The sequence below is a fragment of the Streptomyces sp. JLBG701 genome (genome assembly GCF_058544905.1).
The window spans coordinates 8,330,984-8,343,716 of sequence record NZ_CM178588.1; the positions used below are offsets into that span (position 1 = coordinate 8,330,984).

Consider the following 12,733-nt stretch of genomic DNA (forward strand, 5'->3'; position numbering starts at 1 on the left):
GTGGGACGAAGTAGTCTTGAGCCCATGCCTGAACGCCGTACCGTCGCACTCGTCACCCTTGGCTGCGCCCGTAACGAGGTGGACTCGGAGGAGCTCGCAGGCCGCTTGGAGGCGGACGGCTGGGAACTCGTCGAGGACGCCGAAGACGCGGATGTCGCTGTCGTCAACACCTGTGGCTTCGTCGAAGCCGCCAAGAAGGACTCCGTCGACGCCCTCCTGGAAGCCAACGATCTCAAGGGGCACGGGAGAACTCAGGCCGTCGTGGCGGTGGGCTGCATGGCCGAGCGGTACGGCAAGGAGCTCGCCGAGGCCCTCCCCGAGGCCGACGGCGTGCTCGGCTTCGACGACTACACGGACATCTCCGACCGGCTTCAGACCATCCTGAACGGCGGCATCCACGCCTCGCACACCCCGCGCGACCGGCGCAAGCTGCTGCCGATCAGCCCCGCCGCACGGCAGGAGTCGGCCGCCGAGGTCGCGCTGCCGGGGCATGGCGCGGTGGAGCTTCCCGAGCCCGCCGCGGCCGACCTGCCGGACGGACTCGCGCCCGCGTCCGGCCCCCGCGCGCCCCTGCGCCGCCGCCTGGACGGCGCCCCGGTCGCCTCGGTGAAGCTCGCCTCCGGCTGCGACCGGCGCTGCTCCTTCTGCGCCATCCCGTCCTTCCGCGGCTCCTTCATCTCGCGCCGCCCCAGCGACGTCCTGAACGAGACGCGCTGGCTGGCCGAGCAGGGCGTCAAGGAGGTCATGCTGGTCTCCGAGAACAACACGTCGTACGGCAAGGACCTGGGCGACATCCGCCTGCTGGAGTCCCTGCTGCCCGAACTCGCCGAGGTCGACGGCATCGAGCGCGTGCGCGTCAGCTACCTCCAGCCGGCCGAGATGCGGCCCGGACTGATCGACGTACTGACCTCGACGCCGAACATCGCGCCCTACTTCGACCTGTCCTTCCAGCACTCCGCTCCGGACGTGCTGCGCTCGATGCGGCGCTTCGGTGACACCGACCGCTTCCTGGAGCTGCTCGACACCATCCGGAGCAAGGCCCCGCAGGCAGGCGTGCGCTCCAACTTCATCGTGGGCTTCCCCGGCGAGACCGAGGCCGACCTGGCGGAGCTGGAGCGCTTCCTGAACGGCGCACGGCTGGACGCCATCGGTGTCTTCGGCTACTCCGACGAGGAGGGCACCGAGGCGGCGACGTACGAGAACAAGCTGGACGAGGACGTCGTCGCCGAGCGGCTGGCGCACATTTCCCGGCTCGCGGAGGAACTGGTCTCGCAGCGGGCCGAGGACCGGGTCGGCGAGACCGTCCACGTGCTCGTCGAGTCGGTGGACCCGGCCGAGGGTGTCTACGGCCGTGGCGCGCACCAAGCCCCCGAGACGGACGGACAGGTGCTGCTCACGAGCGGCGAAGGTCTGAGCGTCGGCCGTATGGTCGAGGCGAAGGTGGTCGGTACGGAAGGTGTCGACCTGGTGGCCGAGCCGCTTCAGGGCTCGCTCGGGTGTAGTGAGGAGGCGGGCAGATGACCGGAGTACCGGCATCCGCTGCGGGCGGCTCCTCCAGCGCGAACGGCGCGGCCACGAGTGCTTCGCCCCTCGCGCCGTCCGGTGCCTCCTCCGTCGGCCCGTCGGGTGCCGCGTCCGTCACTTCGTCCGGTGGGGCGGGTGCGTCCGGGACTCCGGATGCCTCCGGCGCACGGGAGGGCGCGGGGGGCGCGGGGAGTGCCGAGGGCGCCAAGTCGGCGCGCGGCGGGAAGATCGCCGCGGCCGCGGTCAACCAGGCCAGCGTCTGGAACATCGCCAACCTCCTGACCATGCTCCGGCTGGTCCTCGTGCCCGGCTTCGTGGCCCTGATGCTGGCCGACGGCGGGTACGACCCGGCGTGGCGTTCGCTCGCCTGGGCGGCGTTCGCCATCGCGATGATCACCGACCTCTTCGACGGCCATCTGGCGCGCACCTACGACCTCGTCACCGACTTCGGGAAGATCGCCGACCCTATCGCCGACAAGGCGATCATGGGGGCTGCGCTGATCTGTCTCTCCTCGCTGGGCGATCTGCCGTGGTGGGTGACGTGCGTCATCCTCGGGCGGGAACTCGGGATCACGCTGCTGCGTTTTCTTGTCATCCGGTACGGCGTCATCCCGGCGAGCCGTGGCGGCAAGCTCAAGACGCTCACGCAGGGCGTGGCCGTCGGCATGTATGTGCTGGCGCTGACGGGGTGGCTGGCCACCCTGAGGTTCTGGGTGATGGCTGCGGCGGTCGTCCTGACCGTGGTGTCCGGGCTCGACTATGTGAGACAGGCCATTGTGCTGCGCAGGCAGGGAATCGCCGAGCGCAAGGCCGCGTTGGAGGAGACGGAAGCTTGAGTTCCGCGGCCGCTGAAGTCGTGAGACTACTCACCGTGAAGGGTGAGACGCTCGCCGTCGCCGAGTCGCTGACCGGTGGCCTCGTTGCGGCGGAGATCACAGCGGTTCCCGGGGCGTCCAAGGCCTTCCGGGGCTCGGTGACCGCCTACGCCACCGAACTGAAGCATGAGCTGCTCGGCGTCGACGCCACCCTGCTGGCGCAGCGCGGGGCGGTGGATGCGCAGGTCGCGGCCCAGATGGCGGCCGGCGTGCGGAAGGCTCTGGGCGCCGACTGGGGCATCGCGACCACCGGGGTCGCAGGTCCTGAACCCCAGGACGGGAAGCCGGTCGGGACGGTTTTCGTCGCCGTGGACGGGCCCTTTGAGGCCGGTTCCGGAAGCACAGGTGGCGGGAAAGTGGCCTCGCTGCGGTTGAACGGCCACCGGGCGGACATTCGTATGGAGAGTGTACGGAGCGTGCTCGCACTGCTCATCGAGGAGCTTGCGGGCGAACAGACCGGGAATGAGCGGGCACAGGATACGGAACAGAACGGGGGGTTTTGATGTTTGCAGCCCTGAGTGAACACGACATCGCTCCCCGCACGGCCGCGGCGCAAGGCGGTACGGTGGGGCGTGAAGGATGCGGTTACACGGTCCGAGGAGGGAGCCACCGATGATTCTGCTCCGTCGCCTGCTGGGTGACGTGCTGCGTCGGCAGCGCCAGCGCCAGGGCCGTACTCTGCGCGAAGTCTCCTCCTCCGCCCGAGTCTCACTCGGTTATCTCTCCGAGGTGGAGCGGGGGCAGAAGGAGGCTTCCTCCGAACTGCTCTCCGCCATCTGCGACGCGCTGGACGTACGGATGTCCGAGCTCATGCGAGAAGTGAGCGACGAGCTCGCCCTCGCCGAGCTGGCCCAGTCTGCCGCGGCCACCGATCCTGTACCCACGCCGGTTCGCCCGATGCTGGGTTCCGTGTCGGTGACCGGCGTGCCACCGGAACGGGTGACCATCAAGGCACCCGCCGAGGCGGTCGACGTGGTCGCCGCGTGACACCCACGCGTATGCGCGCATGAGCTGATGATGCGCTGACGAAGTGTGCGAGGCCCCGGCCGGGGCTTCTCCGGGGAGACCCGGGGGAGTGCGGCCGGGGTTTTCGCGTTGTCGGGGGTCCATGGAGGTCGCGGGTGTCCCGGGGTGTGGGGTCCGTTTGCCGCGCGGGGGTGGGGCGGTCATGGTGGACAGTGCCGGGCAGTGCCGAGAGAGGTGCACGGTGCGCCTGTGTGCCTGTGGTGCGCCCTCCCTGCGAGTGAGCGTGGCGTTCTAGCGTTGGGCTGGAGGTTGGGCCATGGCGGGACGGATAGCGCGCTTGGGGGCCGTTCTCGGGCTCGGGGTGCTGTGGTGGTGGGCTGTGCTGCGGCTCGCGCTGGCGCCCGGGGCCGGGGTGCTGGAGGGGGCGGTGGCCGCCGGGGGATGGGGGCTGAGCCTGTTGCCGGTGCACTGTGTGCCGAAGGCGCGGGCGGCTGGGGCTCTGGCCGCGGGGCGATGGACGGGGGCGTGGCGGGTGGTGGCTGCGCCCACCGAGGCGTCAATGGAGGCGGGGGCTCTGTCTGTGCCGCCGGGCTCTGCTCACGCTTCGCCCGGTTCCGACCGTGGTTCGCAGGCTGCTACCAAGGCATCGCCACGCCGCCGTTGGGGCGGAGGATCTGACCCGTCGTGAACGACGACGCGTCCGAGGCCAGGTGCAGCACGGCGTGGGCGATGTCCTCCGGTGCGCCGACCCGCCCCAGGGGAGAGAGCCGGGCCATGAACGCCTCGGTGTGCGCCTGTGCCTCGTCGTCGTGGCGGTCGGTCATGGGGGTGCGGATCCAGCCCGGTGCGACCGCGTTGACGCGGATGCCGTGCGGGCCGACCTCGGTCGCCAGTGTCTTCGTCAGCTGGACCACGGCCGCCTTGGCCGCGCTGTAGCAGAGCAGCCCCGCACCGCCGGTGTCGATCGCGCCGGAGGCCATGGTGATGATGCTGCCCCGGATGTTCCGGGCGAGCATCAGACGGGCCGCCTCCTGGCAGGCGTACAGCACACCCTTGAAGTTGACGCTCAGCACCCGGTCGAGGTCCTCGTCCCGCGTCTCCAGAACCGGGCTGCTGTGCATGATCCCGGCGACCGCCGCCATCACGTCCAGCCGCTCGCAGGACTCGACGGCCCCTCTGACCTGGGCGCGGTCGGTGACATCGAGGTGGTGCGTGCGGGCGGTGTCACCCCCGTCCTTGATGAGGGTTTCCGTCTCGTGCAGGCCCTGCGCGTCGCGGTCCGCGCAGTGCACACTCGCGCCCGCCTCGGCCAACAGGACTGCCGAGGCCCGGCCGATGCCGCTGGCGGCGCCGGTGACGAATGCGGTGCGTCCGGTGAGGTCGTACGCGTTGACGGGCATGAAGGGACGGTACGAAGGTTTCTGACGGGTCGTCAATTGCTCGGCGTCGGTTGTCTGCCGGCGGCCGGTGTCGTCAGTTGGTTGTACGGGGGCGGGCGCGGGGTGTTTGGCGGGAGCCCGGGGTCGGGGCCGGGCCCGTCTGGCAGGTCGGGCACCAGTACGTGGGGCGCTCGCGGGAGCCGTCGCCCTGGTCGGCTGCGCGGATCGGGGTGTGGCAGCGCAGACAGGGGCGGGGTGCGCGGCCGTACACGAACAGGTCCTGGCCGCGGCGGCCCGTCGTGGAGCGGATCGGGCGGTCGCGGTTGGCTTCCAGGAGCCTCTTGGCGAGGGTGGGCAGCTTCGTGGCGCGGTCGGCGGGGAGTGCGCCGACGGGGAGCCAGGGGGTTGCGCCGAGGAGGAAGCAGAGTTCGCTCTTGTAGATGTTGCCGATGCCGGCGAGGTTGCGCTGGTCGAGCAGGGCTTCGCCGAGGGGACGGGCGGGATCGGCGAGGAGGTTGGCCAGGGCCTGGTCGGGGTTCCAGTCCGGGCCCAGGAGGTCGGGGCCCAGGTGGCCTACGGCGCGGGGTTCTTCGGTGGTGCGCAGGAGTTCCAGGACGGGGAGGCGGTAGCCGACGGCCGTGTGGTCGGCCGTGCCGAGGATCGCGCGGATCTGGTGGGCCGGGCCGCCGCTCCAGCGCAGGCCGGCCGCGTAGATCTTCCAGGAACCGTACATCCGCAGGTGTGAGTGCAGCGTCAGGCCGCCTTCGATGCGGGTGAGCAGGTGCTTGCCGCGCGGGGTGACGTCGAGGACGGTGCGGCCGGTGAGGTCGGCCGTGGCGTACCTGGGCACCCGGAGGTCGCTGCGGATCAGCACGTGGCCCGCGAGGGCGGCGTGGAGCCGGCTCGCGGTCTGCCAGACCGTGTCTCCTTCGGGCATGGGTCAAGGGTGGCACGGGGTGGGACAGGGCGGGTTGTGGTGGTGTGCAGTCGGTGACTGGGGCGGCGGCGGTTGGTCACGCTCGCAGTCGCAGCCCGCGTGGGGTCGCGATGAAGCCTGCTCCTTCCAGGAGGGCGCCGATGGGGGAGGTGAGGGCCGAGGCGCCGTTGACGCGCTCCACCGTGACCGTGCCGAGGGAACCCGCTCGGGCTGCCCCTGCCAGGGCTTCCGCGGCCGCTTGCAGGCGTGGATCCTCGGTGGCCGTGCCGTCCGGGTCTGATGGCCAGGCCAGCAGCGTCTTGCCGCCCCGCTCCATGTAGAGCGCCAGCTCGCCGTCGACGAGCACCACGAGAGAGCCCGCCTTACGGCCCGGCTTGTGCCCGGCGCCGGTTGGGGGCTCGGGCCAGGGGAGCGCGGCGCCGTACGCGTTCGCGGGGTCGGCGGCGGCCAGGACGACCGCTCGGGACGCGGGGGTCGGCCGGGTACGGGGGGTGGGGAAGCCGGAGTTGTATGGGGGGCTTGCGTCGCGCTGCCAGGTGGGGGTGGCCCGCGGGGCGAAGGGGGAGGAGGCTTCGTCCGGTGAATCGAAGTCGCTCGGGAAAGGACCGAGGGCTTCGAAGACGGACGGGTCGAAGTCGTCGGCGGGATCGAGGCCGGTGAGGGAGCCGGGGGTGTGGCCGTTGGGGGCGCCCTGGCTCTGTGACCCGCCGTCCGTGACGGCCGGTCCTGGCAGGGTTTCGCCGCGCTCTCGGGCGTTGGCCACCGCACGGAGGCGGTCCACCGCGCCGTCCATCGCGAACTGCGCGGCGCCGAGCCCCTCCACCACGTAGCCGCGCCTTGCCTGGCCGCTCTCCTCGAAAACGGACAGGATGCGGTACGTCGCCGAGAAGCCGCCCTCGACGCCCTCGGCGGAGACTGCTCCCCGGGTCACCACGCCGTGCCGGTCGAGGAGTGTGCGGGCCAGCGCGTGAGCACGGACGGTGGGGTCCGGCTCGGGCTCGGGGAGGAGCGACCAGCGGCCTGCGACGGTCGGCGGGCCGCTGCGGGACGCGGGGCGTGCGGCGGCCGTCAGGGAGCCGTAGCGCCCGCGCGGGACCGTGCGCTTGGCGCGGTGGGCTGTGGAGCCCGCGGTGCGGCCCGAGCCCAGCAGGGAGCGCATCGGTGTGAGGGTGTCGTTCGTCAGCCGGCCCGACCAGGCCAGATCCCAGACGGCGTCGGCCAGTTGGGGATCGGTGATGTCGGGGTGGGTGGTGGCGCGGACCTGGTCGGTGATCTGGCGGAAGAACAGGCCGTAGCCGCCGGTGAGGGCGTCCAGGACGGACTGGTGCAGCGCGGTCAGCTCCAGCGGGTGCGGGGGCGGGAGGAGCAGCGGGGCCGCGTCCGCCAGATACAGGGAGACCCAGCCGTCCTTGCCGGGCAGGGAGCCTGCTCCGGCCCACACCACCTCGCCTGCGGCGGTGAGTTCGTCGAGCATCGCGGGCGTGTAGTTCGCGACTCGGGACGGCAGGACGAGTTTCTCCAGGGCGGAGGCGGGTACGGAGGCGCCCTGCAACTGCTCGACCGCGCGCACCAGTCCGTCGATGCCGCGCAGGCCGTGCCCCTTGCCGATGTGCTGCCACTGCGGCAGGAACTGGGCGAGCGCCGGCGGCGGCACCGGTTCCAGCTCGTGCCGCAGGGCGGCCAGGGAGCGGCGCCGCAGACGGCGCAGGACCGTCGCGTCACACCACTCCTGGCCGATGCCGGCCGGGTGGAACTCCCCTTGTACGACCCGGCCGTTCGCCGAGAGGCGTTGCAACGCGCCGTCGGTGACCGCGACGCCCAGACCGAAGCGGGCCGCTGCCGTGGCCGATGTGAACGGGCCGTGTGTGCGGGCGTAGCGCGCGAGGAGATCGCCGAGCGGATCCTTGACCGGTTCGGTGAAGGCTTCTGGCACGCCCACGGGGAGGGCTGTGCCGAGCGCGTCGCGCAGGCGGCCGGCGTCCTCGATCGCCGCCCAGTGGTCCGTCCCCGCGATGCGGACCCGGATCGCGCGGCGGGCGGCGGTCAGCTCCTGCGCCCACTGCGGCTCGGCACCCCGCTCGGCCAACTCGGCGTCCGTGAGCGGGCCGAGGAGGCGCAACAGGTCGGCGACGCTCTCGGCGTCCTTCGCGCGACGGTCTTCAGTGAGCCACTGGAGCTCCCGCTCCAGCTCGGTCAGTACCTCGGCGTCGAGCAGTTCGCGCAGTTCGGCCTGGCCGAGCAGCTCGGCCAGCAGGCGCGAGTCCAGCGAGAGGGCGGCGGCGCGGCGCTCGGCCAGCGGTGAGTCTCCCTCGTAGAGGAACTGGGCGACGTACCCGAAGAGGAGGGAGCGGGCGAAGGGGGACGGCTCGGGAGTGGTGACCTCTACGAGGCGCACCTTGCGGGACTCGATGTCGCCCATCAGCTCGGTGAGACCCGGTACGTCGAAGACGTCCTGGAGGCATTCGCGGACGGCTTCGAGGACGATCGGGAATGAGCCGAACTCGCTGGCCACCTGCAGCAGTTGGGCGGCGCGCTGACGCTGCTGCCACAGCGGGGTGCGCTTGCCGGGGTTGCGGCGCGGCAGCAGCAGCGCCCGGGTGGCGCACTCGCGGAAGCGGGCCGCGAACAGCGCCGAGCCGCCGACCTGGTCGGTGACGATCTGGTCGACCTCGCCCTTGTCGAAGGTCACGTCCGCCGCGCCGACCGGGGCCTGCTCGGCGTCCCACTCCGTGCCGGCCTTCATGGGCTCCTGGTCGAGGAGGTCCAGGCCCATCAGGTCGGCGTCCGGGAGGCGCAGGACGATGCCGTCGTCGGCGTGCATGACCTGGGCGTCCATGCCGTAGCGCTCGGAGAGCTTGGCGCCGAGTGCGAGGGCCCACGGGGCGTGGACCTGGGCGCCGAAGGGGGAGTGGACGACGACCCGCCAGTCGCCGAGCTCGTCCCGGAAACGCTCCACGACGATCGTGCGGTCGTCCGGGATGTGGCCGCAGGCCTCGCGCTGCTCGTCCAGGTAGGACAGCACGTTGTCCGCGGCCCAGGCGTCGAGGCCCGCGGCGAGGAGGCGCAGGCGGGCGTCGTCCTTGGGCAGTGAGCCGACCTCGCGCAGGAACGCGCCCACCGCACGGCCCAGTTCGAGCGGGCGGCCCAGCTGGTCGCCCTTCCAGAAGGGCAGCCGGCCCGGCACGCCCGGCGCGGGGGAGACCAGGACGCGGTCGCGCGTGATGTCCTCGATGCGCCAGGAGCTGGTGCCGAGCGTGAAGACGTCGCCGACGCGGGACTCGTAGACCATCTCCTCGTCGAGTTCGCCGACCCGGCCGCCGCCCTTCTTGGGGTCGGCGCCGGCGAGGAAGACGCCGAAGAGACCGCGGTCGGGGATCGTGCCACCCGAGGTGACGGCGAGGCGCTGGGCGCCCGGGCGGCCGGTGATCGTGCCGGCGACCCGGTCCCACACCACGCGCGGGCGCAGCTCCGCGAACGCGTCCGACGGATAGCGGCCCGCGAGCATGTCCAGGACGGCCGTGAACGCCGACTCCGGCAGCGCGGCGAACGGCGCGGCGCGGCGGATCGTGGCGAGCAGGTCGTCGACCTGCCAGGTGTCCAACGCCGTCATCGCGACGAGCTGTTGGGCGAGGACGTCCAGGGGGTTCGCGGGGACCCGGAGCGACTCGATGGAGCCGGTGCGCATGCGCTCGGTGACCACGGCCGCCTGGACGAGGTCGCCGCGGTACTTCGGGAAGACCACGCCGGTCGAGACAGCGCCCACCTGGTGTCCCGCGCGGCCGACGCGCTGGAGGCCGGAGGCCACGGAGGGCGGGGACTCCACCTGGACGACGAGGTCGACCGCGCCCATGTCGATGCCCAGCTCAAGGCTGGAGGTGGCGACCACGGCGGGCAGCCGGCCGGCCTTGAGGTCCTCCTCGACCAGGGCGCGTTGCTCCTTGGAGACCGAACCGTGGTGGGCGCGGGCGATGACGGGCGGGGCGCCCTGGGCCGCCCCCGAACCGCCCATCAGTTCCGCGGGGGCGTGGTGTTCGTCCAGGGGCTCGCCGGTGGCCCGCTCGTACGCGATCTCGTTGAGCCGGTTGCACAGACGCTCCGCGAGGCGGCGGGAGTTGGCGAACACGATCGTCGAGCGGTGGGACTGGACCAGGTCGGCGATCCGCTCCTCCACGTGCGGCCAGATCGACGGGCGCTCCGTGCCCTCGCTGCCGTCGGCCACCGGGGAGCCGCCCAGTTCGCCCAGGTCCTCGACCGGGACGACCACCGAGAGGTCGAACTCCTTGCCGGACTTCGGCTGGACGATCTCCACCTTGCGGCGCGGGGAGAGATAGCGGGCGACCTCGTCGACCGGGCGGACGGTGGCCGAGAGGCCGATGCGGCGGGCGGGCCTCGGGAGGATCTCGTCGAGGCGCTCGAGGGAGAGCGCGAGGTGTGCGCCGCGCTTGGTGCCCGCCACCGCGTGCACCTCGTCCAGGATCACCGTCTCGATGCCGGTCAACGCGTCGCGCGTGGCCGACGTCAGCATCAGGAACAGGGACTCCGGGGTGGTGATCAGGATGTCCGGCGGGCGGGTGGAGAGCGCGCGGCGCTCGGCGGGCGGGGTGTCGCCGGAGCGGATGCCGACCTTCACCTCGGGCTCGGGGAGGCCAAGGCGCACGGACTCCTGGCGGATGCCGGTGAGCGGGCTGCGGAGGTTGCGCTCGACGTCGACGGCGAGGGCCTTGAGCGGCGAGACGTAGAGAACGCGACAGCGTTTCCTCGGGTCGGCCGGCGCGGGCGTCGAGGCCAGCTGGTCCAGGGCGGCGAGAAAGGCGGCCAGGGTCTTGCCGGAGCCGGTCGGGGCGACCACCAGCACGTCCGAGCCCGCTCCGATGGCCTGCCACGCGCCCGCCTGGGCCGCGGTGGGCGCGGAGAAGGCCCCCGTGAACCAGGCGCGGGTCGCGGGGGAGAAGCCGTCGAGGGCTCGGTGTGCGGAGCTGACCATGCGTCCATCCTGCACCCCGGCACTGACAATGCTGCTGGCCTGCGACGATGCTGCGCCGACCCGGGTCGGACGGCTGCGGGTGGGGGGGCTTCGCGGTCCTGTCCCGGAGAATGGGGGCATGGCGGGGCCCGGGAAGGAACTGGCACGGCACTGGCGGTACGCGGAGCTGCCCGGTGTCGATCTGCTGCGGGCCCGGTACATCCGGAAGACGTTCGTCCGGCATACGCACGAGAACTTCGTCATCGCCGCCATCGCCGACGGCGTGGAGGTCTTTCATCATCGCGGAGCCGATCAGTACGCGGGCGCGGGAACGCTCGCGCTGATCAATCCGGACACCCCGCACACCGGGCGGGCCGGGGTTCCCGAGGGGTGGCGGTACGGGGCCGTCTATCCCTCGCCGGACGTGGTGGCCGAGATCGCCGCGGAGACCACGTCGATTCGCGGCACGCCCGGGTTCGTCCATCCCGTGTTCGACGATCCGTACACCGTGGGGCTCGTGCATCAGCTGTTGCGGGCCGCCGACGAGGGCAACGCGCTTGCCGCCGACACCCTGTTGCGGGTCGCGGTGACCCGGCTGCTCCGGCTGAACGGGGGGTCGCTTCCGCGGCGGGCCGTGCGGAGTGCGGGGGCGAGCGTCGCGGCACGCGCGCGTGCCGCGCTGGAGGAGCGGATGGTCGAGCCGCCGAGTCTGGAGAGGCTCGCTGCCGAGCTTGGCACCAGTCCGTTCGCCCTGCTGCGGGCGTTCCGGGACGCCTACGGGATGCCGCCGCACACCTGGCTGACCGATGCCCGCGTGCGTCGGGCACGACGGCTGCTGGACGCGGGGACCGCGCCGGCGGAGGCGGCACTCGCTGTGGGGTTCACCGATCAGCCGCACCTCAACCGCCACTTCGCGCGGATCGTGGGCGTGCCTCCAGGGGCGTACCAGCGTGAGCGCAAGAACGTACAAGACGAGCCGCGGCACCTGCTCCTACCGTCCGACGTGTGGCAGAACAGACAGCTCTCGCAGACATACGCACGCAAAGCGGAGGAAAGCCCGATACCGCCGTCGTCCGGGACGCCCTCGGAGTCGGGGTCGCCGTAGGACTGTCCGGGTTCGCCTTCGGGGTGACCTCGGCCGGCAGCGGGCTCACGTTGTTGCAGACGTGCGCGCTCAGCCTCCTGGTGTTCACGGGGGCCTCCCAGTTCGCGCTCGTGGGGGCGCTCGCCGCAGGGGGCAGTCCCTTCACCGCGGCCGCGGGTGCCTTCTTCCTCGGTGTGCGCAACGCCTTCTACGGGCTGCGGCTGTCGCAGTTGCTGGCACTCCCGCGCGCGGTGCGGCCGTTCGCCGCCCATTGGGTCATCGACGAGACGGCGGCCGTCACGCTCGCTCAGCCCACCCGGCGCAGTGCGCGGATCGGGTTCGCGGTCACGGGAATCAGCCTGTACGTGCTGTGGAACCTCACCACCCTGCTCGGCGCACTGGGTGCCAAGGCCATGGGGGACACCGAGGCGTGGGGTCTCGACGCGGCCGGGCCCGCCGTGTTCCTGGCGCTGCTCGCGCCCATGCTCAAGACGACGACCGAACGCGTCGTCGCCGTGCTCGCGGTTCTGCTGGGGCTCGGTGCGCTGCCCCTGCTGCCCGCAGGTGTGCCGGTCCTGGTGGCCGCGCTCGCGGCGCCGGTCGTCCTGTGGGCGGAAGGCCGTCGTAGGGGCGGCCATCGCAACGACGCGGAAGACCGCGACAACGACGCACAAGGGGAGGCACGTTGAACGTCTGGATCGCGATCGGTGCGACCGCCCTCGGCTGCTACGCCGTCAAGCTCGCCGGACTGCTCGTGCCCGCGGGCGTTCTCGAGCGGCCTCTCGTCAAGCGTCTCGCCGCCCTGCTGCCCGTTGCCCTTCTCGCCGCCCTCACGGCTCAGCAGACCTTCGCGGACGGGCACGCGCTCGTGCTGGACGCGAGGGCCGCGGGGCTCGCGGCGGCCGCCGTGGCGCTGGTTCTGCGTGCCCCGTTCCTGCTCGTCGTCGCGGCCGCGGTGATCGTGACGGCGGGGGTCCGGGCCATGGGCGGGTGAGGAGGGCGGGG

10 protein-coding genes are annotated in these 12,733 nt (G+C 72.2%); 7 read left to right on the forward strand and 3 right to left on the reverse strand.

Annotation, left to right across the window (positions count from 1 at the left end; genetic code table 11):
* Positions 1-24: 24 nt before the first annotated feature.
* From rimO to AC5DRG_RS38485, 4 genes are all read left to right on the forward strand, one after another.
* Positions 25-1,521: a 30S ribosomal protein S12 methylthiotransferase RimO gene (rimO, locus tag AC5DRG_RS38470; protein ID WP_491804370.1), complete on the forward strand. Its 1,497-nt coding sequence runs from the start codon at positions 25-27 to the stop codon at positions 1,519-1,521.
* Positions 1,518-2,360, forward strand: coding sequence for a CDP-diacylglycerol--glycerol-3-phosphate 3-phosphatidyltransferase (gene pgsA, locus AC5DRG_RS38475; RefSeq protein ID WP_491804371.1), 843 nt, complete (start codon positions 1,518-1,520; stop codon positions 2,358-2,360). The genes rimO and pgsA overlap by 4 nt, the downstream gene beginning before the upstream one ends.
* On the forward strand, positions 2,357-2,902 hold the full coding sequence (locus AC5DRG_RS38480) for a CinA family protein (RefSeq protein WP_491804372.1): 546 nt from the start codon (positions 2,357-2,359) through the stop codon (positions 2,900-2,902). The genes pgsA and AC5DRG_RS38480 overlap by 4 nt, the downstream gene beginning before the upstream one ends.
* Positions 2,903-3,011: 109 nt before the next feature.
* Positions 3,012-3,386 carry a helix-turn-helix domain-containing protein gene (locus AC5DRG_RS38485; RefSeq protein WP_276112160.1) on the forward strand — a complete coding sequence of 125 codons (375 nt, stop codon included), beginning with the start codon at positions 3,012-3,014 and terminating at the stop codon, positions 3,384-3,386.
* A 614-nt stretch (positions 3,387-4,000) separates the two neighbouring features.
* On the opposite strand, the gene AC5DRG_RS38490 is transcribed toward AC5DRG_RS38485, so the two are convergent.
* From AC5DRG_RS38490 to AC5DRG_RS38500, 3 genes are all read right to left on the reverse strand, one after another.
* Positions 4,001-4,765 (reverse strand): SDR family NAD(P)-dependent oxidoreductase, encoded by a 765-nt coding sequence (locus AC5DRG_RS38490; RefSeq protein ID WP_491804374.1) that lies wholly within the window; start codon positions 4,763-4,765, stop codon positions 4,001-4,003.
* 73 nt (positions 4,766-4,838) lie between these two features.
* Positions 4,839-5,681 (reverse strand): Fpg/Nei family DNA glycosylase, encoded by an 843-nt coding sequence (locus tag AC5DRG_RS38495; RefSeq protein ID WP_491804376.1) that lies wholly within the window; start codon positions 5,679-5,681, stop codon positions 4,839-4,841.
* Positions 5,682-5,757: 76 nt separating this feature from the next.
* The gene (locus tag AC5DRG_RS38500; RefSeq protein ID WP_491804378.1) at positions 5,758-10,665 is read right to left on the reverse strand and encodes an ATP-dependent helicase; all 4,908 of its coding nucleotides are present in this window, start codon (positions 10,663-10,665) and stop codon (positions 5,758-5,760) included.
* A gap of 118 nt (positions 10,666-10,783) precedes the next feature.
* Between AC5DRG_RS38500 and AC5DRG_RS38505 the strand changes: the two genes are divergently transcribed.
* From AC5DRG_RS38505 to AC5DRG_RS38515, 3 genes are read left to right on the forward strand one after another with little or no spacing between them, the layout of a single operon-like run.
* Entirely contained in the window at positions 10,784-11,749 is a 966-nt protein-coding gene (locus AC5DRG_RS38505; protein ID WP_491804379.1) for an AraC family transcriptional regulator, read from the forward strand.
* A complete protein-coding gene (locus AC5DRG_RS38510; protein WP_491804381.1) occupies positions 11,650-12,417 on the forward strand; it encodes an AzlC family ABC transporter permease in 768 nt (255 codons plus the stop codon). The genes AC5DRG_RS38505 and AC5DRG_RS38510 overlap by 100 nt, the downstream gene beginning before the upstream one ends.
* Entirely contained in the window at positions 12,414-12,722 is a 309-nt protein-coding gene (locus tag AC5DRG_RS38515) for an AzlD domain-containing protein (RefSeq protein WP_491804382.1), read from the forward strand. The genes AC5DRG_RS38510 and AC5DRG_RS38515 overlap by 4 nt, the downstream gene beginning before the upstream one ends.
* Positions 12,723-12,733 lie beyond the last annotated feature (11 nt).

Coding starts and splice junctions, on each gene's coding strand:
- rimO (WP_491804370.1), top strand. CDS start 25: ATGCCTGAACGCCGTACCGTCGCACTCGTCACCCTTGGCTGCGCCCGT.
- pgsA (WP_491804371.1), top strand. CDS start 1,518: ATGACCGGAGTACCGGCATCCGCTGCGGGCGGCTCCTCCAGCGCGAAC.
- AC5DRG_RS38485 (WP_276112160.1), top strand. CDS start 3,012: ATGATTCTGCTCCGTCGCCTGCTGGGTGACGTGCTGCGTCGGCAGCGC.
- AC5DRG_RS38490 (WP_491804374.1), bottom strand. CDS start 4,765: ATGCCCGTCAACGCGTACGACCTCACCGGACGCACCGCATTCGTCACC.
- AC5DRG_RS38495 (WP_491804376.1), bottom strand. CDS start 5,681: ATGCCCGAAGGAGACACGGTCTGGCAGACCGCGAGCCGGCTCCACGCC.
- AC5DRG_RS38500 (WP_491804378.1), bottom strand. CDS start 10,665: ATGGTCAGCTCCGCACACCGAGCCCTCGACGGCTTCTCCCCCGCGACC.
- AC5DRG_RS38505 (WP_491804379.1), top strand. CDS start 10,784: ATGGCGGGGCCCGGGAAGGAACTGGCACGGCACTGGCGGTACGCGGAG.